Source organism: Aquicella lusitana (assembly GCF_902459475.1).
GTDB classification, from domain to species: domain Bacteria; phylum Pseudomonadota; class Gammaproteobacteria; order DSM-16500; family DSM-16500; genus Aquicella; species Aquicella lusitana.
In genome coordinates, this window is record NZ_LR699114.1 from 1,472,811 (window position 1) to 1,493,938 (window position 21,128).

Annotated in this window: 20 protein-coding genes; 7 read left to right on the plus strand and 13 right to left on the minus strand. The window is 44.6% G+C overall.

The window, feature by feature from the left end:
• Nucleotides 1–49 precede the first annotated feature (49 nt).
• Complete coding sequence (locus AQUSIP_RS06770) at nucleotides 50–1,705, plus strand: SulP family inorganic anion transporter (RefSeq protein WP_114835036.1); 1,656 nt, start codon at nucleotides 50–52, stop codon at nucleotides 1,703–1,705.
• On the opposite strand, the gene AQUSIP_RS06775 is transcribed toward AQUSIP_RS06770, so the two are convergent.
• From AQUSIP_RS06775 to AQUSIP_RS06800, 6 genes are all read right to left on the minus strand, one after another.
• The gene (locus AQUSIP_RS06775; RefSeq protein WP_114835035.1) at nucleotides 1,647–2,078 is read right to left on the minus strand and encodes a hypothetical protein; all 432 of its coding nucleotides are present in this window, start codon (nucleotides 2,076–2,078) and stop codon (nucleotides 1,647–1,649) included. The genes AQUSIP_RS06770 and AQUSIP_RS06775 overlap by 59 nt on opposite strands.
• A 52-nt stretch (nucleotides 2,079–2,130) precedes the next feature.
• Nucleotides 2,131–2,892, minus strand: coding sequence for a sulfate transporter CysZ (cysZ, locus tag AQUSIP_RS06780; protein ID WP_114835034.1), 762 nt, complete (start codon nucleotides 2,890–2,892; stop codon nucleotides 2,131–2,133).
• Nucleotides 2,886–3,386: a DUF6790 family protein gene (locus AQUSIP_RS06785; RefSeq protein WP_114835033.1), complete on the minus strand. Its 501-nt coding sequence runs from the start codon at nucleotides 3,384–3,386 to the stop codon at nucleotides 2,886–2,888. Before AQUSIP_RS06785 ends, cysZ begins: the two co-directional genes overlap by 7 nt.
• A 114-nt stretch (nucleotides 3,387–3,500) precedes the next feature.
• Nucleotides 3,501–4,721, minus strand: a complete 1,221-nt coding sequence (locus AQUSIP_RS06790; protein WP_114835032.1) for an MFS transporter — start codon at nucleotides 4,719–4,721, stop codon at nucleotides 3,501–3,503.
• Nucleotides 4,722–4,878: 157 nt separating this feature from the next.
• On the minus strand, nucleotides 4,879–5,532 hold the full coding sequence (locus tag AQUSIP_RS06795; protein WP_170131858.1) for a M15 family metallopeptidase: 654 nt from the start codon (nucleotides 5,530–5,532) through the stop codon (nucleotides 4,879–4,881).
• Nucleotides 5,533–6,417: 885 nt separating this feature from the next.
• A complete protein-coding gene (locus AQUSIP_RS06800) occupies nucleotides 6,418–7,503 on the minus strand; it encodes an IS110 family RNA-guided transposase (RefSeq protein ID WP_197737807.1) in 1,086 nt (361 codons plus the stop codon).
• Nucleotides 7,504–7,736: 233 nt separating this feature from the next.
• Between AQUSIP_RS06800 and AQUSIP_RS06805 the strand changes: the two genes are divergently transcribed.
• Nucleotides 7,737–8,081, plus strand: coding sequence for a zinc ribbon domain-containing protein YjdM (locus AQUSIP_RS06805; RefSeq protein WP_114835462.1), 345 nt, complete (start codon nucleotides 7,737–7,739; stop codon nucleotides 8,079–8,081).
• 132 nt (nucleotides 8,082–8,213) lie between these two features.
• Nucleotides 8,214–9,206, plus strand: a complete 993-nt coding sequence (locus tag AQUSIP_RS06810) for a zinc-dependent alcohol dehydrogenase family protein (RefSeq protein ID WP_114835461.1) — start codon at nucleotides 8,214–8,216, stop codon at nucleotides 9,204–9,206.
• Nucleotides 9,207–9,254: 48 nt separating this feature from the next.
• Here AQUSIP_RS06810 and AQUSIP_RS06815 read toward each other — a convergent pair whose 3' ends face one another.
• The gene (locus tag AQUSIP_RS06815) at nucleotides 9,255–10,502 is read right to left on the minus strand and encodes a hypothetical protein (protein WP_114835460.1); all 1,248 of its coding nucleotides are present in this window, start codon (nucleotides 10,500–10,502) and stop codon (nucleotides 9,255–9,257) included.
• A gap of 241 nt (nucleotides 10,503–10,743) precedes the next feature.
• Nucleotides 10,744–11,712, minus strand: a complete 969-nt coding sequence (locus tag AQUSIP_RS06820; RefSeq protein WP_114835459.1) for a hydrolase — start codon at nucleotides 11,710–11,712, stop codon at nucleotides 10,744–10,746.
• A gap of 131 nt (nucleotides 11,713–11,843) precedes the next feature.
• On the opposite strand from AQUSIP_RS06820, the gene AQUSIP_RS06825 reads away from it, so the two are divergent.
• Nucleotides 11,844–13,550, plus strand: a complete 1,707-nt coding sequence (locus AQUSIP_RS06825; protein WP_114835458.1) for a thiamine pyrophosphate-binding protein — start codon at nucleotides 11,844–11,846, stop codon at nucleotides 13,548–13,550.
• 150 nt (nucleotides 13,551–13,700) lie between these two features.
• On the opposite strand, the gene AQUSIP_RS06830 is transcribed toward AQUSIP_RS06825, so the two are convergent.
• The 4 genes from AQUSIP_RS06830 to AQUSIP_RS06845 all read right to left on the minus strand — a co-directional run bounded on the left by AQUSIP_RS06830 (nucleotide 13,701) and on the right by AQUSIP_RS06845 (nucleotide 16,501).
• Nucleotides 13,701–14,312: a hypothetical protein gene (locus AQUSIP_RS06830; protein WP_114835457.1), complete on the minus strand. Its 612-nt coding sequence runs from the start codon at nucleotides 14,310–14,312 to the stop codon at nucleotides 13,701–13,703.
• 107 nt (nucleotides 14,313–14,419) lie between these two features.
• A complete protein-coding gene (locus AQUSIP_RS06835; RefSeq protein ID WP_114835456.1) occupies nucleotides 14,420–14,737 on the minus strand; it encodes a hypothetical protein in 318 nt (105 codons plus the stop codon).
• A 14-nt stretch (nucleotides 14,738–14,751) separates the two neighbouring features.
• The gene (locus AQUSIP_RS06840; protein ID WP_114835455.1) at nucleotides 14,752–16,071 is read right to left on the minus strand and encodes a hemolysin family protein; all 1,320 of its coding nucleotides are present in this window, start codon (nucleotides 16,069–16,071) and stop codon (nucleotides 14,752–14,754) included.
• A gap of 43 nt (nucleotides 16,072–16,114) precedes the next feature.
• Nucleotides 16,115–16,501, minus strand: a complete 387-nt coding sequence (locus AQUSIP_RS06845) for a DoxX family membrane protein (RefSeq protein WP_114835454.1) — start codon at nucleotides 16,499–16,501, stop codon at nucleotides 16,115–16,117.
• Nucleotides 16,502–16,634: 133 nt separating this feature from the next.
• Here AQUSIP_RS06845 and AQUSIP_RS06850 point away from each other — a divergent pair, with 133 nt between their 5' ends.
• Both AQUSIP_RS06850 and AQUSIP_RS06855 read left to right on the plus strand, forming a co-directional pair.
• Entirely contained in the window at nucleotides 16,635–17,870 is a 1,236-nt protein-coding gene (locus AQUSIP_RS06850; protein ID WP_170131894.1) for a dicarboxylate/amino acid:cation symporter, read from the plus strand.
• Nucleotides 17,871–18,059: 189 nt separating this feature from the next.
• Complete coding sequence (locus tag AQUSIP_RS06855; protein WP_114835452.1) at nucleotides 18,060–18,524, plus strand: hypothetical protein; 465 nt, start codon at nucleotides 18,060–18,062, stop codon at nucleotides 18,522–18,524.
• Between the two features lie 37 nt (nucleotides 18,525–18,561).
• Here AQUSIP_RS06855 and AQUSIP_RS06860 read toward each other — a convergent pair whose 3' ends face one another.
• Entirely contained in the window at nucleotides 18,562–19,608 is a 1,047-nt protein-coding gene (locus AQUSIP_RS06860; protein WP_114835537.1) for an IS481 family transposase, read from the minus strand.
• Nucleotides 19,609–19,877: 269 nt separating this feature from the next.
• On the opposite strand from AQUSIP_RS06860, the gene AQUSIP_RS06865 reads away from it, so the two are divergent.
• Entirely contained in the window at nucleotides 19,878–21,080 is a 1,203-nt protein-coding gene (locus AQUSIP_RS06865; protein ID WP_114835253.1) for a hypothetical protein, read from the plus strand.
• Nucleotides 21,081–21,128 lie beyond the last annotated feature (48 nt).

Sequence of the window (21,128 nt, forward strand, 5' to 3'; positions counted from 1 at the left end):
GCGAATATCCGGTCCGAATGATCTATTCTTTACCAAAAAGGTATACCCTATGCTTGCCATTATTGATGCCTATCGCGCTGGCCTCCTTCGCTGGAATAACTGGCGGCCTAATCTGATTTCCGGGCTTATCGTAGGGGTCGTCGCCCTGCCTCTCGCTATGGCTTTTGCTATCGCATCGGGCGTCAAACCAGAGCAAGGATTGTATACAGCCATCATCGCCGGCTTTATTGTTGGTGTTTTTGGCGGCAGCCGAGTCCAAATTGCAGGTCCAACAGGCGCCTTTATTGTCATCCTCGCCCACATTACCGCTCAGTATGGGGTAGACGGTTTGCAAATCGCGACGCTGCTCGCAGGTTTTGTTCTTATATTTATGGGCATACTTAAGCTTGGTAACGTGATTAAATACATTCCCGATCCTGTCATCGTGGGTTTTACCACAGGGATTGGCTTTATCATTTTTGTTGGGGAATGGAAGGATTTTTTTGGTTTTAGCCAAACGCTTCCGCTGAATGCAGCTTTTTATCAAAAGCTGATCTGGTCCTTTCATGCGCTTCCAAACCTTAACGTCACCACGACCGCTATTGCGGTCTTAAGCCTTTTATTAACCATTCTGTCACCCCGATTAATAAAGTGGATACCAGGACCGCTTATTGCCATGCTAACCGCGACGGGACTGCAAATCTATTTTAAATTTGATAGCGTGGCTACCATTGGGAGTACGTTTGGCGGTATACCACAACAACTGCCACAATTCCATATTCCTTCGCTTACACTGGGTCACGTGTCCGGATTAATCGGCCCTGCTTTTACAATTGCATTGCTCGGCGCAATTGAATCTCTCCTATCGGCTACCGCTGCAGACGGGATGGCACGTACTCGCCATTACTCTAATCAGGAATTAATCGGACAGGGCCTTGCTAATATTGCCGCGCCCTTATTTGGCGGTTTTGCGGCAACCGGCGCCATCGCGCGTACCGCCACCAATGTCCGCAACGGTGGAAACTGTCCTCTCGCTGCCGTCACACACTCTATTTTTTTGCTGCTGGTCATCATTTTTCTGGCGCCGCTTGCGTCATACGTTCCACTCTGCGCACTCGCCGCTATCCTTTTTGTGGTTGCGTACAATATGAGCGACCTACCCCATTTTTTTCATATCCTCAAACGCGCACCACGCTATGATGTAGTCGTTTTGCTCATTACTTTCTTCCTGACGGTTTTTACAGATCTGGTGGTGGCGGTCAATGTGGGTGTGATTTTAGCGATGCTATTTTTTATTCGCCGCATGAGCCAAATTGTCAATATAGAAGAACAAACCAGAGAAAAATTACAGGCTGAACTGGCTGCAAATGGCATCGATACCATACCCAGTGACACGATTGTTTACACTATTCAAGGTCCCTTCTTTTTCGGTGCCGCTGAAAAAATCGAACGGGCGCTGGCGGCGGCGCATCTTGATTCTAAAACCATTATTTTTCGCCTCAAGGAAGTACCTTTTATGGACATGACCGGCCTCGAAACATTCAGCGAATTGATCGCTGAATACCGTAAACGTGGTATTAATATCTATCTTTGCGAAGCCAATGACAAAGTTAAACGAAAGCTGGCAAGCATCGGTATTTTCCGGCTGATTACCAAAAAGCGTGTTTTTAACACGCTTGCAGACGCAATAGCAATATCCCAAAAAGGGAAAGCACCGCCAGCTTGAATATTTCCAGCATACCGTACAATGCATGCTGATAAGTAGGCGGTGGTTTGATTCCCTTTAATATCAAATCAACGCGCTGACTGAGTTCCGGAAACAGCCAGAAAACCTGCAGGCACAAGCTGATACCTGCACTTGCGATCAGGATTTTTTTAAGCAGATCAATCTGAACAAAAAAAGCACAAATCACCAATATGGCTAGCAAACCGAGCTGAACATAATTGAATACGCCAAAAACCGTACGCCCGACATCAAAACCGACTGGCTTTGTTAAAGTAGGCGCATTAAATTTGACAATACTTTCCATGCCTATCGCAAGCATCATGCCAACCCAGACGAGGGCCACCATCACCATCAGCATCTTACCATTCGACATAACTTGCCCTCCCACCCTTGGATAAGGTGCCATTCTACCAACTTTGATTAATTTAAAAAGGTCGATTCAAGCCAGGAACGAAGATACCGCTTTGTGATTCTTCAATCCAGAACCGAGTAGCTGCCGCAGCCGCAGCAGGGATAGTGAAAAAATTTAACACAGGAATCATACTGGCAATGAGCACACTCGCGCCAAACCCCAGCGATGTCCATCGCCTCTGACCGAGCCAGGCACGCACATCATTTAGCGGGATACGATGATTATCCGTGGGGTAGTCAATATAAGTGAGCGCCATAAACCAGGCATTAAATATAAACCATAAAACAACAGCAAACGGCTGCGCCAGGGGAATAAAAAATAAAACCAGCAGCACGATCGCACGCGGCAGGTAATAGCCAATAATGGCGAACTGACGGCCCAGTATGCGTGGCACATCCTTGATATTTTCAAGCAGTCCGCGCGCCTCAGGCATTTTTCCTGTCAGGTACTGTTCGACTTTTTCTGCCAGTAAACTGTTAAAAGGTGCAGCGACAATATTGCCTATTGTCACAAAGGCATAAATAAAAATCAGAAAAAAGCCAACGAAAAAAAATAGCCAAAGAATATTCCCCAACCACTGCAGCCATGTCGGCAGTAAACTTTCAAACCAATGGTTAAATGCATCCATATAATGGAACAACAGCATAAGCAGGATAATAAAGAGAACAATATTGATAATCAGGGGAAGGATAACATAACGTCTCAGGCCGGGTTTGGAAATCAGACCAAAACCGGCCATGAGATAATAAAAACCGGAAAAAGGATTATTTACCACCTTTTATCCCGTCGTAATTGAAAAATGCAGATGATCAGGATAAGGGGAAGAATGATATCCATCCAGAACCAAGTGCCGGCATTGCCCGGTGCAAAATTTTGATATTGTATCATTTGGTAAATGTGGCCTCCCGCAGCACCCCACAAAAAGATAGTGGCGCCAATCACCGTAGCAAGGCGAAAGCCAAAGCTTGCTTTAAAGGAAAGAATGGCAAGCACGCCGATGGCAAGGTCAGCCATGGCTACTTCCCATTGGAAAGGACTGGTTGGCCAGCCAATGTTGGCTGCGGACATCTCTGGATAAAAAGCATGAAAAAACGCAGCATACAAGCCCGTGAATCCAATGGCAAAGAGAGCAATCCATCGATAAACAATTTCATATTCTGGCACAGTCCTTCTGTAAATCAGCCAGTGAAAGATAATGAAAAAAATAGCCAGAGCAAACATGGCCAGATCAAAGTTAGTCATCACCCAGGTAATCCAGTCTGCGAGCATATCCTTATCTCCTTCTTTGATGCCAGTCGAATCGAGCGTGTTTCAATGAATTGTCATGGGTACGAAGCCCTGCATAACAACCGTTACACGCTCAACAAAATCAGCTCTATCTTATCATGAAAGATCGGATTGATACCGCCAGAATTTAGGCAGAAAATAACAACTGGCAAGTACGGCTGCCACACAAAGCACACCGCCGGAAACGACAGAAACGGTAATGCCAAACGCTGCGGCCACCAGTCCCGCTTCAGTATCACCCAGTTTGGGCCCGCTTAAATAGCTGATCATTTCAATGCCCGCCATCCGGCCGCGCAGTTCATTAGGGATGGTTTCATTCCACATTGTCATACGAAAAATACCACTGATGCCGTCAAACGCGCCCGCTAAAACAAGGAAAAAAAGCGCCAACCAGAAATTGGATGCGAGCCCAAAGAAAATAATGGCTACACCCCAAAAAGCAGCGGCCACCGCTATGGCAACGCCATGACGTTTGACGCCCGCAATCCAGCCGCTAAAGAAAGAAACAACAAGCGCCCCTACCGCTGGCGCTGAATACATCATACCCAACACTTTGGGGCCGCCAAATGAAAGCGCAATGGCAGGAAACAAGGCCGTCGGCATACCAAAGACCATCGCAACAAAATCAATAACATAGGTCCCCACCAATTCCTGCCGGGAAAGCGCGTACTTTAAACCTTTTTTGAGCGCCAACAAGGTGGATTCATTCATCGCCGCAGTGGGTTTGGGGATGTGGGTCATGCATAATATGGCGATGAGTGAAACGAGAAAGGTCGCAAAATCCACCAGATAAGTTTCAAAGATACCTGCATGCGCGATAATAAGGCCGCCAATCGCAGGCCCCGCTATCATGGCAACGCTGAATTTGAATGTGCCTAGCGAACTCACAATAGGCAAATCTTTTTTCTCGACAATCTGTTGCACAATACTGTCAAGCGCAGGACGGTGCAGACCATTAAAAGCAGACATCAAGGATGAAACGACAAAGATGACCCAGATGTGCGGCACAGCGACCCATGAGTTCAGCGCAAGCAGCAGACAGCCAACCGCCAATACCGCTTCTGCCACTAATAACAAAAGTCGCCTGTGATAGCGGTCCGCAAAAACGCCGCCGATGAGCGCCGTCACCAGTAGGGGCAATAGCTGGGCAAGACTCAAAAGCCCTACCATTAAGGTTGAGCGCGTTTCCATGTAAATCTGATAGGGCAAAGCCACACCCGTAATCATGGTACCCAAGAAGGAAACGAATTGGCCGATATATAACAGTGTGAAATTGCGATTACGGCGAAAAATGGAGAGATTAATGAAGTAACTCATAATGTGTGTTTAAAACTAATAGATTATTAGAAAGGGATAATAGTGGTTTTCTTAAAAAATGGGAAGCGCCTTAACGTACAAGAAAGCCATCATTTCAAAAATGACATAACTTTGGGTGTTCGCAAGCAAGAGATGGCTGAGATGGCTCAGCAGCTCTTTACTCAATTGACCCATAAATTGAACAGGGTTGATTAGCATGATAAGCCCAATATTTGTCCCCATAGGACCAGTGCCACCATTCAGCAGGATAATTAACAAACCCAACGCGGGAGAGGGCATAAATCAGTAGACTGCGATTTGCTCTTGCAGCATCAGTAATATGCGCGGCATGCGTAAAATTTCGATTTTGATTTTTATCCGGCGTCTCATCTAAAACAGAGCCCATATCCAGCTCCTGGCCATTGGCATCTATTAAAGTGATATCAATCGCTCCGCCTGTTGAATGCGGCGGTACATCTTCCGGAGGCGCCACATATTTAGTCACTTCGCGTTTTAATATGTGTTCATCCCACTCAGGATGAACATCAGCAAGATGCGCATAGTATTCGCGATAAATCAATCTCTGGATCGAGAGGGGTCTGTGGCCTTCTGAAAATAAAAAAGTGATGCCTTGCGGTAAATATTGCTGCGCAGCAACCAATTTAGTAGCAACAGACTGACGCACCTTCGTATAGCCAGCATAAAAACTGGCACGATTTAAACTGATCTGAAAATGAAGGTCTTTTAAATCTATCAACGGCTCATGGCATTCTTTCACAGGCATTGCCCAGATTTTAGGATCGGAGATAAGTAAAAAATCAGTATCGCTCATATAAGAGTCTCCGCTAATATGAAAAAAACTTGTTAAACTGAACTTGGCCATTTTTGAAAAGCATTCCTCTGTGCACGACAAAATTTCTAACCGTTCGCCCTGAGGAGGCCGCAAAGCGGCCGTCTCGAAGGGTGACCTTCTCGCCAAGGAGGAAATATAGGGAACATATCAGCCAGTTGCGAAGTAGTTTAAACAGACATTTCAAATGGAACAAGGCTAGGATGACCTGCTTTGTGCAGATGCTACTTTTTACGATACGGACAGTCAATCTGAACAGATTGGCTTGTGTATGATTCAAAGTGGAGCGACTGAGCAAACCGAAGCGGAGAACATTCATGTTTTGGGTATACATGCTGAAGAAAAAAGAAGGATTAATCAGGGGTGGTGATTGGCAAGGATTGTCAATTTATGCAAAAGGCGAAAGAAATTTGATTAAAAATGCCCTTCGAGACGGCCGCTTCGCGGCGTCTGGATCCCGCTGATAAGCAGCGGGACGACGGCGGGCGGGAGATCCTTCAAGCAAAAAAAACGCTCTCAGGATAACAGCATTATCGAGCATTTTGTAAAAATGGCCAACTTCCGGTTAAAGAGGGTGTTTAATTGTGCCATCCTTGTATTAACCTCTCTGTCATTCCGCTATGTGTATTTTCAAGTTTGCGCATAGCGGCATCTCCTGCTAATAAAAGCACTTATTTTTCAATTTAAAACCAACTCAGAAGCCAGCTCTTATACCGATCCTATCACTAGACCTTGTAGGCCAATCTGCTATTCGTGGTCGTTTCCGTAAAAACGCGCACAAGTTGTTCATTCGGTCTTATAATGCCTGCCCCAAACTCGCGAACGTGGTCCCTAAAAATTACAGACTCACAGGATGACTGAACGAGGTCAGGCAACCTTTTCCTGAAGCGAACAAGCTTCTTGAGTTGGTTTTATTTCATATAATGCTCCTGTTAATACACAAGATCGAATACGGCCTGCTAATCGTCGTGCAACACCAACGATTGCACGCTTTTTTCCTCGATTATTCGAGAGACGATTAAATATTTCTTTCAGGCTCGGGTCTTTTGTAATGGCTATCCATGCTGCTTCTATAAAAATTCTGCGTAATACTGAATTTCCTTGTCGTGTAATATGACCCTGTCGAGTATGCTCACCCGATGAATGCTCACTCGGCGTTAGTCCTGTAAAACTAAATAACTGTTTTTCATTTTTAAACTGAATCATATTACCCAGCTCATTGGCTAATTGTCTTGCATGAATTGGGCCAATCCCTGGGACGCTTTCATAAATCATTTGCAGACTTTTTTCATCATTTGCCTGAATTTCAAGCCTTGCTTCTATTTCTTTCATTCGTTTCGTCAATTGCATCCATTGCTCAGCATATTGATGAACGCTATAACAAAAATCGTTTGAATAATTCCCCTGTTCCACTTCACTTAACTTTTGAGATAACCATCTTGGACAAATCACCGTATCATCTTCTACTTCTATTAATCCTTGAGTAAATAATAGTCCTTTAAATTGCTGACCAACTTGATGCCGTAGTTTCAATATATTTGTCCGTAATCGCGTCATGCTACGTTTCTCTTCTCGCTCTTGGCTTGGCACAAAGATCCCATGCAATCGCCCAGCAGATAATTGTAGGGCTATTTTTAATGCATCGCGTTTATCTGTCTTGACCCGATCTCGGGAGGCTACTTCAATAGAACCAGGATGGACCACTATGTTATTTATTCCATGGGAGACCAAATAGCGATGCAGATGAAATCCAGAAAATCCAGCTTCGTAAGCAGTTTTGATGACCGCTCCAGAAAACGTATTTTTTAGATAACTTACCAATATCTCAGCTTTGGCTGGCATTGTATCTCGTTTCACTACTTCTCCTTCGCAAATAATAACGCAAGAATAGGTCTTTTTATGAACATCTATACCAACGTATACCTCTTTCCCTGTATAATCGTACTGTTTCATGAGACCCCTCCGTTGTTTAGTTTGTTGGTCGCAAACTATTTTAACTGGTGGGGTCTTTCTTAATACAGCATAGCAACTCGCGCAGGCGGGAGTCTATTCATCCCTGACAGTAACACCGACCAGAGGGAAGAAACTTGAGTAAAGGCTTTCTGATACATACAATGCCAGCACAGTATATAGGTTTGTCCTTCACTCCAACAGAAATTAGACTAATTAATCATAGGATTGAAATTATGAATGCCTTGCCAAGATGCCCAAAATGCGATTCGGAGTTCACTTATAAAGATGGCATGCTTTTTATCTGCCCCGAATGTGCGCATGAATGGTCGAATGACACTGCAGAAGAAAAAGCAGCTGAGGCCTTATCAACCGTCAAAGACGCAAATGGTAATGTCCTTCAGGATGGTGACACAGTCATCGTCATAAAAGATTTAAAAGTAAAAGGGTCCTCATTGGTCGTAAAGGTAGGAACGAAAGTTAAAAATATCAGGCTGGTGGAAGGCGATCATGATATTGATTGCAAAATTGAAGGCATTGGCCCCATGAAATTGAAGTCGCAATTTGTGAAAAAAGCATAAATGAGGCAATTTGATAACGGCGTTCATCAATTGAAAAAATAAGTCATAGTAATCGGCCTGTCCCGTTGACTCTTGAATGCGCTCTTTTTAATACATACAATGCCTGCATCTGCAATCAATAAAGAGACCACCATGAAAGCACAAGTCATTAAAGCGTTTGGCGATCCTGGAGTATTTGAAACAATGGATATGCCCGTACCCATGCTTTTACCCGGTCATGTGCTTGTTCGTGTGGCTGCCACCAGCATTAATCCTCTTGATTATAAAATCCGCAGCGGCAAGTATCAGGCCAGTGCACCGCCTTTCCCGGCTGTTTTACATGGTGATGTAGCAGGCATTGTCGAAGCTGTCGGTCCAGATGTCACAACGTTTCAAGTAGGCGATGAAGTTTTTGGCTGCGCAGGCGGTATCATGGGCAGTCACGGTGCATTAGCAGAACTGATGCTTGCCGATGCCAGGTTGTTAGCCAAAAAACCCAAATCATTAAGCCTGACCCAGGCAGCAGCACTGCCCCTGGTCAGCATTACAGCCTGGGAAGGTTTGTTTGATAAAATAAAAATTCAACCGGGCCAAAAAATACTGATTCATGCTGGTACTGGTGGTGTAGGACATGCCGCTATTCAGCTGGCGAAGTGGGCTGGCGCGGATGTTTACACAACTGTCTCCTCCCCTGATAAGGCAAAAATTGCAAAATCGCTAGGCGCGACTGAAACCATCGATTATCGCCATGAATCTGTCGAAGATTATGTAAAACGCCTCACGGGCGGCAAGGGTTTTGAGGTTGTCTTTGACACGGTGGGCGGCGAAAATCTGGAACGTTCAATGGCGGCTATCTCCCTCTACGGCAATGTGATTACAGCACAGGCAAACTCCACTAACAATCTTAGCCTACTGCACGCCAAATCCGGCAGCCTGCATGCAGTTTTTATACTCATTCCCCTACTTTATAACATTCAGCGTGAACGTCACGGCATGATCATGACAAAACTTGCCGAATTAGTCGATCAGGGCAAGCTGAAACCGCTGATTGATCCACATACTTTTACATTTGATGAAATTGGCAAAGCACATGCGCTGCTGGAATCCGGAAAAGCTATTGGCAAGATAGTGGTTAGCAGGGAATAATCTTCAGTACTTAATAACATTGTGCTGGACAATTATTGTTATTCACCCTTAACAAAAGGCATAAGCCGAGAACATTAGTAACTCTTCAAACAAGGCAGGAAGCGCATCAACCTCTTCACGCCTGCTTTCCACGTGCCGCAGGTCAGGAAAGACATTTATCATGTGTTTTCGTGCGGCAGCATACCGGGTAGTAAAATAATGTTCTATCATGAGGTCTTCAACGATCTGCCTTCCTTCTGTCTGGTCAATCAATTCATAGAGTAAAACCAGACTTTCCGCTTTCAAGCACTCGTCATTGATTCGTTCCGCTGCTTCCACACAACAATATCCCAGCTTCGCCGCCATTTCACTTAGACCAGCCTGGTGCATCACATGAGCAGTATGCATGGCATGCAGGATCTTGGCAGTATTAAGATAACCCAGGTGAAATGAACGAAATGCACGTTTATAAAGCGCCTGCAGTTCGGCAAAAACCGGCTTATTCAAATAAACATTCATCTCACATTCACGCAGCACAAAAACTGCTGATGCACTTCGGCTGTAAGAAGATCGGCAGTGATTTAACAAGTCAAACGCTCTGTTCATTTTGCCTGTATTTGCCAGTGACACTATCAGCGCTTCCTGCAAAGGCAGATCGTATTCCATACTCTCTGTTTCTTGTTTTGCTTCAACAAACGTGATCAAGGCTTCATACTGTTTATGAATTAAATAATATTTGACTGGCTCAAGCAGACAGGCTGATTTCACAAAATGGTGAATGTTTTCATCTGCCTTAATAATATCACGCAATAACTGCTTTAGCGGATGGCCCTCTCTCATGGGCGATTCATCTTGAATACTTAGCAAAGCCAGTTTGTTAAAAGCATCGCCGCTATTTCCTTCCAGCCTATCCATGCAACTCAAATTTACCCAGGGCTCGACAATATGCTTTAACAGTGCGTAATTTCCCGATTTTTGGCTCCAGCCAATAAATAGCTGAATTTGTGAATAGCATAATTCACGGGCTGAACGAATATCATCCAGCGCAAGAAAAATATGCGCTGCCTGATTATATATTTTCGCAATACTCGCGGCATTGCCTCGCTTGTCTCTCTGCGTCATCAGATCGCCAAGCGATGCGATTAATTCATTGGCCCAAGGAAGAATGGGTTTGTTTATTATTCGGCTCTCCGAAAAAAGCAGAATATTCTTTAATATTTCTTTTGTCATCGGCACTGAGTGATATGTGCAAGCAGCTAAATGACATGGACTAACAGGCAGTGGCCCGTCAATGACGGCAGCCAGATTGGTTTTCATTGTTTCACCTCTTTTATGAAATTAATAATAAAAATGCAGGCACGATAATGCGGCGCTGCGAAAGCAGCTGTTGAATACGCAGAAAAAGAAAGGAAATGAAAAAAAAACAGGTGTGAATAAATTTGATAACATCATACTCGTTATCTGTCAACGGAAAAAATTATTTTTCTGCACACGATATGGATGTTAATAAAACAACTAAACGGATAATGAAATGGGGCGGCAGCAAAAGCATCCCGATTTATTTTTCAAGATGCAAACGCAGAAAATCCGGAACACGTTTTTCCAGCCAATACTCGGGCCGCCACGGATATTTTCCAGTTACAAAACCAACATGACCGCCTGCATCCGTCACCTCCAGTTTAACTTGCGGCGATAATTCATTTTCCGTGGGAATCACATCCTCTGACATAAAGGGGTCATCTTTTGCATGCAGAATCAAGGTTGGCACATGGATATAACGCAGATATTGGCGGCTGCTTGCGGTAGAGTAGTATTCTTCCACGCCAGAAAATCCGTGCAACGGCGCTGTGATCTTGTCGTCAAAGTCATACATGGTACTGACTTCATACATCAGCGATGGATCAACCGAAGTTGGCCGCGCCTGAAATTTTACCGCCAGCCGGTCCCGCAAGCAGCGTATAAAATACCACTGATAAAATTTGGAAAACCCGTTTTGAATGCGCGAAGCAGCCTTATGTAATTCAAAAGGAACAGAAATCGCAATGGCAGCCTTAAGCGGATTATATTTGCCTGTTTCTCCCAGCCATTTTAACAAGACGTTACCGCCCAGCGAAAATCCGACCACACCCAGCATCATATCCGGTTCCCGGTCCATCAATACTCTAATAACAAAGTTCACATCGCCTGTCTCACCAGAATGATAACTACGTGGCAATCGGTTGGGCTCACCGCTGCAGCCGCGAAAATGCATAAATACCCCTCGCCAGCCTTGCTCTGAAACGGTCTTTAACATGCCTTTGGCATAATGGGACTGAATGGACCCTTCCAGGCCGTGCAGAATCATCACCAGCGGAGCTTGTTCATCGCGGTTAATCCAGTCGAGATCAATGAAATCGCCGTCGGGCAATTCCAGTCTTTCACGCTCTAGTTGAATATTTTTGACATCACGCCTGAAAATGGGCGGCCATAAAGTTTGCAAATGGGAATTAGGCAGCCACCAAGCAGGTTTGAATTGATTATTGCTCATAGCGTTTCCCTATTGGATCTCTACTTCATTCTTCCGTTAATGAAATAGCCTATACATTTATAATACAATATTTTTATAACTAGCGCGCAAGTCCCGGTCAGTTGGTACTCATTACAAGGAGCTTAAACACCATGAAGGTAAAGCAGTTCCTGTTAGACGCGCTTCACGCAGAAGGCATCTCTTATGCGTTTTTGGTACCAGGCGGTCTAATTGATCCTCTTTTGGAAGCTCTGGCAACAAATGTCCATATTAAGCCCATCATCGCCTGCCATGAAGGAGGCGCCGCCTATATGGCGGACGGTTATTCACGCGCAAGCGGTCATTTTGGCGCCTGTTTTTGCATAGGTGGCCCTGGTATCACCAATACCGCCACCGCGTTGGCAGCAGCACGCTCAGACGAGTCCCCAGTCATTGTCATCTCGGGAGAGGTTTCTACACTCCTTGAAGGACGCGGCACCTTTCAGGATTCAGGCATGGATACCGCCCTAAATGACTTGCGGGTCATTCAGGGCCTCACCGCCCAGCAATTTACCATTCTTGATGCTCAAATGACACCCGTTTTTTTACGCAAGCTATTAGCAAAAATGGTGACGCCGCCGTGTGCGCCCGTACACCTTGTGGTTCCCGTCAATATCCAGGAAACAGAAGTTGATGCACCTTATCAGCCCATCACACAGGCGATTAATCGTCCTGATATGCTTGACCATCAAGCGAGCGCCCGTTGCTGGGATTATTTGCGGGGTAAAAAAAATATTGTGATTTATGCAGGTGAAGGCGTGGAAAAAGCGGATGCCTCAGCCAGTCTGATTGAATTTGCAGAGCGGTTTCAGATTCCCGTCACCACGACTTTGCGTGCAAAAGGTGTGTTTCCAGAAGACCACCCGTTATCCTTAGGTATCTTTGGTTATAGCGGCACGCGCCAGGCCATTGAAACTTTACTGTCTGATCAGGTTGAGATACTGCTGGTATTGGGTTCCGGCTTAAATCAGCGCGATACATTGTTCTGGAACACAAAACTAAAACCGTCATCTGCCCTCATTCAGGTCGACGTTAATCCCGAAGTCATTGGTGATACTTATCAAACACAATTGCCCATAGTGGGTGACTGCGGTGAATTTTTACGTTATTTACTGCAATCCCCTCCTGAGAAGCTGGCCTTGCTCGAGGAAACCAAATCAGACAGACAAAAATGGTTAACGCAAATCCGTGCTCTCCCCCGTTTCTATGATGAGGAAAATTGCAAAAGTGATGCTATTCCTATTCATCCCGCTCGAGTTATCGCTGATTTACGCAAGGTCATGCCGCGTGACACGATTGTCCTGGTTGATTCAGGCGCACACCGTGCCTTTGCCGGGCATTACTGGCAGTCGTATGCGCCTCGCCAGTATATTAGTGCAACCAATTTAGGTCCGATGGGTTGGGCCATTCCTGCGGGTATTGGCGTCAAACTGGCACAACCAGAACACCCCTGCGTTGTCATCACAGGCGATGGCTGCATGTTAATGCACGGTATCGAAATACAGACAGCAGCGCGTTATGGTGTATCTGTTATTTACGTCGTGATTAACAACAGTGCCCTGGGCAATGTTTATTTGCGTGCAAAAAAAGTAGGACCGCAGGCAGCGGCGCTGACTGAATTACCCACACATGATTGGGTGGCGTTTGCAAAATCATTGGGTGCAGACGGTATACGGGTTGATAAACCGCAAACGCTTGAAACAGCCTTTGAACAGGCGCTGAAAATGAAGGGGCCGGTCTTGATTGATATCCACTGCGGTCGCGATTACACCACCCCCGTTGCGCCTTTCGCTAAATCCCAGCACGAATGGCACGAATAAAAGCGAGCGCTTATTTAACTGTGTCACTCATTTGTCATCTCCGCGTAGGTGCATTACTGTCAGGTAAATTCTCACTGCCGTCCCGCTGTTTGTCAGTGGATGGCGAGAACGAAAATTCGTGAGCGCGAAGAACATGCATGGGCATTGCAATTAATAAATAGACCACGTCTTCAACATGGCTTGTGCAATAGTAAGGTTCTCTTCGTATTGCGCTGCAGGTGACGTGTATGCCCAGGCATAAAAGACTTGTTCGTCATTTCTTAATAACACGACTTGCCATTGCTTGAAGGCAATACCGTTATAATCATACGTAAAAGTCAGGAACTCACCTTTCACTTCTGTACCATCCGGCATAGATAAACTAATAGGCCCGCTATCCAGGAAAATAGCGTTCTGAAACTCGTCCAGCGCCTGTTTCTTGATGTCCGCCATGAATGCTTCTACGGTTTCAAAGTCACCACCTGTTTGTTTGCTCAGCACAGTCTGTATGTTAACGGTGGCGTAATAGGCAGATGTGCCTTCAACACCGCTGAACACGACCGTTCCTTGCGCGGGAATCTGGTATTCCCAGTTAGTCGGGTATTTAATGGAGTAACGGCTGTCCTGGTTATCATAGGTTTTAGTTAATAGAATAGGCGTAGCAGCCTGCTCCTCGAGCGCACGATCATCGGCAACCCTTGTGCTCAGATAAATAACCGCAGCGACAATCAGGAGAACAGCAAGCGCAAACCCTACTCCGGTAAATAATTTTTTTTTGTTCATAACGCTTAATCCTATTTTCACATTTAGTTATATGATGGTATTTTTGCGCTCATCTATTACTTCGATAGCAATATCATACTCCACTTTTGTTATTATCCAACTTGCCGCTATCTATTTATTTTTCGCCTTTTGATCCTTCCAACCAGCATGCCTAAAATAAAAACGACTACAATCAACACGGCATTAGGCCAATCCAACATGCTGATTTCACGTGGAGCGCCCGTGAAATCAGCCGCCGTCATTTGTGTCATGGACGCGATGTTCTTGACCCCAAACACACATAATTCACCGGTCGGCAGCGCACAAAAACTCTCTTTGGGGCAAGATCGCAAAATCTGCTGCTTTTCTCCCTGTCCGCATTTGATACCAGCGTCTTTCAGTAATTGCAGTACAATATCAGGATGTTTCGTAACAATTTCCGGCATGGTGCACCTCCTTGTTAGTCCTGTTTATTTTTAGGATAAACCCTTACCTGCAATATGCGCGGGCCGCGCATTTTCTCGATGAGAATTTCAAACTGGTCAAATGCAATACGCTGTCCCGATTTAGGGATGGATTCCAGTCGCGATAAAATCAGACCGTTTAACGTGTCTATTTCCTCTTCGATGTTTTCAATTTCGATATCAATATCGAGCGCCCGCTCCAGCGTATAAATGGATGCGTTCCCGCGCATAATGTAACTACCATCCTTATCCTTCACCCAGTCATCGCGCGTGCGGTGGAATTCATCCTGGATACGACCTACCAGCACGTGCAAGAGATTATCGAGTGTCACAAATCCAATTAAATTTTCTTCTTTGCCGCTGTAAATCAATGCAAAATGCGGCATGCCTTCACGGAATTTTCGCAGCAATTCCATTAGGGGTAATCGACGTGACACTTTGAGTACGGGACGAATGATATTTTTCAGGCTGGTAATTTCCTTATTCTGATAAAGCGCTGCAAAAACATCCTTAACATGAATGATCCCCATTATCTGATCAGATTCGTTCTCATAAACGGGATAGCGACTATATCGAGATTCGTTCATAATGCGTAACGCCTCAGCAACGGACTGCTGTGTTGTCAACGCTACCATTTCATCCACCGGCCGCATCACGTCTGTGACTTTCAGATCGCCCAATTCCAGCGTATGCTCCAGGATTTTACGTTCTTCACTCGTAAGCTCGCCATGAATGTAACTGCCATGCAAAATCAGCCGGATTTCATCGGTTGAATAAAATTGTTCACCCGCTCTCATCTTGCCAAGCTTCGTCAAGTTGATAACCGCATTCGCACAAGTATTCATGAGCCAGATGATGGGATACATCAACCAGTAAAACCCATATAACGGCAGCGCCGTCCAGAGTGAAATGATCTCTGATTGACGTATCGCCAATGACTTGGGAACGAGCTCCCCGATAACAATATGCAAAAAGGTAATAAACAGAAAAGCTGTCGTTACAGCTGTTGCGGTGGCAGCACCCTGCGCAGAAAGCCCCAGCATTTCAAACCCAGGCTCAAAGATGTGAGCGAAGGCAGGTTCACCGACCCAGCCTAATCCCAGCGAAGCCAGCGTGATACCCAATTGACACGCAGAGAGATACGCATCCAGATGCTTGTGTACCTCCGCCAGAATTTTCCCGCGCAAGCCATACTGTTTTTTAATCGCGGCAACGCGTGTATGACGCAGCTTGACCATACCAAACTCCGCAGCCACAAAAAACGCATTTAATAAAACTAAAGAAAAGGCAATGATGATATAAAATAGATTACCCATGGTTCTTCTCAATTATTTTTTTATAATAGGGGTGACGCATCTTTCAAATTACTGGCGTTGGTGTCACCAGCAGCAGAAGCAGCGCACCCAGCGTTACCGTCAGATTAGCTAAAAATAATGTAAAATTCAGCAGGCGTAACTCGCCTCTAAAATGCCAGAATGGGTGAAAAATGAAAACAGCAACAATCGTGGCCGGGATCAATATTAAGACTGCTACCTTAACAAACATGCCAAACATAATCATGCCACCCGTCACCACCTGTATACCAATGCCTGCAGGCAGCAGTAAATAAGGATGAGGAACGCGTTTTTTTACCAGTGTTTCCATGATAGGTACCCAATGGTAGATGCTCCAGCAACCTAGAAAAACAAAATATCCGCCGATAAGAATATGGGCCAAAACGGATAAAATGGTAAATAAAATATCCATATAGCCATCCTTTTTTACTATCTTACCTTCATCTTATCCCGTTTAGCTCGGTCGAGATAGTGGCTACCCCCTCACTATTTCGTTTTTATGGGGTTATAATATGACCCTAACCAAAACGAGAGGGGAGAATATTTTGAAGAATTATATGTTTCTGGCGATATTACTGAGTATCGCACTTGGCATTGTGTGCGGGATATTTATCCCCGAGCAGATGATAGCGATCCAGTGGATAGGCCAATTATTTATTAACTTATTGAAATTAATCGTTCTTCCCCTTATTTTCTGCGCGCTCGTCAGTGCGATTACCTCCATTGGCGGCATGAAACGGCTCGGGTCCATTGGGGTCTATACACTCGGTTATGTGCTGCTCAGCGTCTCCATTGCCGTCGCTATCGGGCTATTTCTGCTGAACGTGTTCAAGCCCGGCGTTGGCATCCCACCGAGCCTGATTCTGGCTAACGCAACACCAACCGATCTTAAGCCGATGGCTTTTTCCTCCTACCTGCTTTCCCTTTTTCCACCCAATATTGTTGCCGCTGCGGCAAAATATGAAATCATGCCCATCGTCTTTTTCAGCATCGTCTTCTCTCTCGCCTGCCTTGCAGTAGGCCAGACCGCCACACCTGTGATTAGTTTTTTTGTAGGATTAAGAGACGTTCTCATTAAAATGATCACTTGGCTCATGGTATTAACACCTGTCGGCTTATTTTCATTACTGGGTACTGCTGTAGCAGAAGCTTCCATTGAGCATCTTTTATTGCAAAGCTTAAGCGGAATGATCCTATTTATTTTGATTTTTTTAAGCGGACTGCTCCTGCAGTTTTTATGGCAACTATTTGTGGTGGCTATTGTACTGCGTAAAAACCCTAAACAGTTTATTTCAAATGCCTCTAACGCACTTATCACAGCCTTCGCTACATCCAGTTCAATGGCAACACTGCCCGTCACCTTAATGGTAGCCAAGAATGAGGATATCAGTGACGATGTGGCGCGCTTCGTTCTACCGTTTGCTACCACGATTAATTTGGCAGGCACCGCCATGTATGAAGCGGTTTCTGCGCTTTTCTTCTGTCAGATTCTGGGATTGCATCTTTCCATTCCTGCCCAGATCGGCGTATTTATTACAGCCATCCTTGCAGGTATGGGTGCAACTGGCATCCCGGAAGGCGGTCTAGTGACCATGGTGATGGTGCTCCGCAACGTGAACGTACCTGCCTCCGCCATTGGCCTATTATTGCCGTTTGACCGTATCCTTGACCGCTTCCGTACTATGACAAACGTGTGGGGCGACCTGGTTTGTGCTGCTACAGTCGATCATTTGCAACAATGGCGATTAAAGAATTCAAATCACCGCGCGCAAACCCGTTAATCTAATATTAATCTGATTTATGTTGTCTCCTTACCTCATTGTGAGGAGACAATTTCATTTTTTCTAAAAAAATCAATAGCTTTTGACTTCCTGCCGCTCCTTTATTCTGTTTGAGCTAAGAATGCAATAACATTTTTAAACTATAATAATAAATACCGAAGATTATCTTGTAAATCTAGAGGAAAACACATGTTCGATAATCGAAAGAAAGAGCAAGAACTTCTAAAAGAGCGCCGTCTAAAAGAAGAAAGAATGATGGCAATCACCGAAATCTTCAAGAGATTTATTATTGACAAAGCCGCATTGGAAAAGGAGATAGCGGAGCTCGAAACAATGATTGCAAATAATCTAGCTTCGAAGGATATCGATCCTGATGCAGGGATCGAAACCATCCTTGCAATGCGAGCAGCCAAAGCTAAATTGCTCACACTATCCAGCAATAAAATAATAGATGAGTTAAAAACCATTCATGAAAAAATGAACCGTATACTTTTGCTACCAGAAACGAACAAAAACGATGCGATTGACTCAATGGATCTCTCTACATTAGAAAAAAATCATCGTGAATTAATTCGAAAGACAGACGAGGATAAAGGTTACTGGCAAAATTACCAATCTCAGCTTCGTAAATTAACTGTAAAAGTTCCGACTTGATCTGACAGTTACCCGTTTTTCAGTTACGGTTTTACTGTCAGTTCAAGTTGAGATTATCAACTTTTTCCTTCCAGATTCTTTTACCATCAATCAATGTCGCCATCGGAGTTCGGCCACAACACATTTTACCCTGATGTGTGCGTTCATTGTTGTAATAACCGAGCCAATCATCCAGATCTTTTTGCAACTCGTCAATAGTTGTGTAAACTTTCTTTCGGAAAGCAACCTGATAAAACTCATTCAGAATCGTCCTATGAAAGCGTTCACAGATGCCATTGGTCTGGGGTGATTGAGCTTTCGTTTTGGTGTGCTCAATATCATTGAGCGCCAAATACAACTCGTAATCGTGTTGCTCTACCTTGCCGCAAAACTCAGTGCCACGATCCGTTAATACGCGCAGCAAGCCCAAGCCTTGTTCTTCAAAGAATGGCAACACACGATCATTTAACAGGTCAGCAGATGTAATCGGTGTTTTTGTGGTATATAGCTTGCAATGAGCCACTTTGGAGTAGGTATCAACAAATGTTTGCTGATAAATGCGCCCAACACCCTTGAGATTGCCAACATAAAAGGTATCTTGTGAACCAAGATAGCCAGGATGTGCTGTTTCAATTTCACCGCAGGCCATATCATCGTCTTTTTTGCGTTCTAGCGCGGCCAGTTGTGCTTCAGTTAGAATTAAGTTCTCCTCGGCAGATTTCTTTTCCAGTGCGGTTAGACGCTGTTTAAATGATGCCAAATCATGCCTTAGCCAGATGCAACGAACACCGCTAGGAGAAACAAAAACACCTCTTTTCCTAAGCTCATTACTGACTCTTAATTGACCATGCGCGGGGTACTCAATGGCATAGTCCAATACAGCATTCTCTGTAGCTTCATCGGTGCGGTTCTTGATGTTTGGCTGCCGTCTGCTCTTGTCGAACAAGGTCTCAATGCCTCCTTGCTCAACTGCTGATTTATAACGATAAAACGTATCTCTGGAGAAGCCCATTACCTTGCAGGCTCTTGATACATTCCCTAGCTCTTCTGCCAAATTTAACAGACCGACCTTGTTTTTAATGATTTTTTGCGTACACTCGTACATAAGGTTACCTCTTTAATGTTTTGATTTTTACTCGACATAACTATCAAAACGGGTAACCTTACTTTTTTCAAGTAGCAAGTGTCAGATTAGATCGGAACTAATGCAAATTAACCCTACCTCTTCCTGTAAAACCTGCCAAGATTCCCGCACCAGAACCAGTATCCGAACCCGAGCTGACAGGCTGGGAAAAATTCAAAGCAGATGCAAAAGAAGTATGGGATAACTTTTCGTGGGGAAAGCGTAAAAAAGCAACAACAGCCAGAGGGCTTTTGTATGCTGGTGCTGGCGTAGGTATTGGCTTAACTATTGCGATTGGCATTGGAACAGGTGGGGTCGGCCTTGCTGTTGCTGCAGGTGTCGTCGGATTGGTCGGTCTGGGTGTAGGGCTCTCAAAATCCTATCGCGCCAATAGAGATGAAAGAAACCGCGAGGCAAGAAAAGCAAAAGCGCAAAATGAATGCCATAAAAAACAGCAAGAACTGTTCGATCGTATAAAACGCGAATATATCGAATTGGATTCTAAATTAATTAAACTGGATCCTTCCCCTCTCGTAAATGCAGAAAAAAAAATATATATCAAAAAAATTGCTATCCGCCTTATGGCCACACTTAAGGGAATGCATTTGACCGATCCAGCAGATGGAGGGAAAGTATATGATCTTGCACGCATTCTTGATAAACTCATTCAAGATCCACGTTTAGCTGATTTTGAGCCGCTTAATGCATCTCAATCTACATCTGAACTTGCTCGACCTTTAGCTATCGAAGAACCAAAGGTGACCTGGAAAGACAAACTGGGACGCATTTTTAAGCCTACCGGCATTTTTGACATGTTAGGTTATGGAAGCACCGGAGTCACTATCGCAACTGTTCCGCAAATCCAAGCAGCCGCTGTGGGCGGATTAGGTGCTATTGGTATCGGCGCCACGACAGCAACCATTCTCACCACAGGTGGATTAGGTTTGTTAGGCGGAGCGGTTGCTGCGATCGGCGACAGAGTCATTTCCCGAGACCAAGATGATGCTATTTCTTCTCTAACTTCTGCGGCGCATGCATTTGAAAATTATTCACAAAGCCAGGATAACCTAGTCCACAGGATCGATTTGGAAAAAGGATCATTGAAACTTGAAAAAAATAAAGAAAAAATAAAACAGCTGAAACGCGAAAAACAACAACTGGAAGAGGAAAAGAAAAAATCAGAAACAGAAAAAAAACAATCTATACCGCATGAGTCTGATTATGATTTGTATCTTAAATTAGCTAACGGTGATCATGATAAAGCAATTCAATTAGCTAAAGAAGCTTCTCGTCCGCATCCTCCCATCATCCCACCAGAAGATATTCGCACAGGACCACAAAATGATTCGCCATTTGTTAAAGAAAGTAAAAAAGAACTTGAAGAAGATGATGCAGGTAAGAAAGAAAAACAGGATCAAAACCAACAACACCCTCATAACCCTTTCAATGAGTAAAAGAGATTGATTCCTTCCCTCCGTAAGGAGGGAAGGAATCATAGCAAT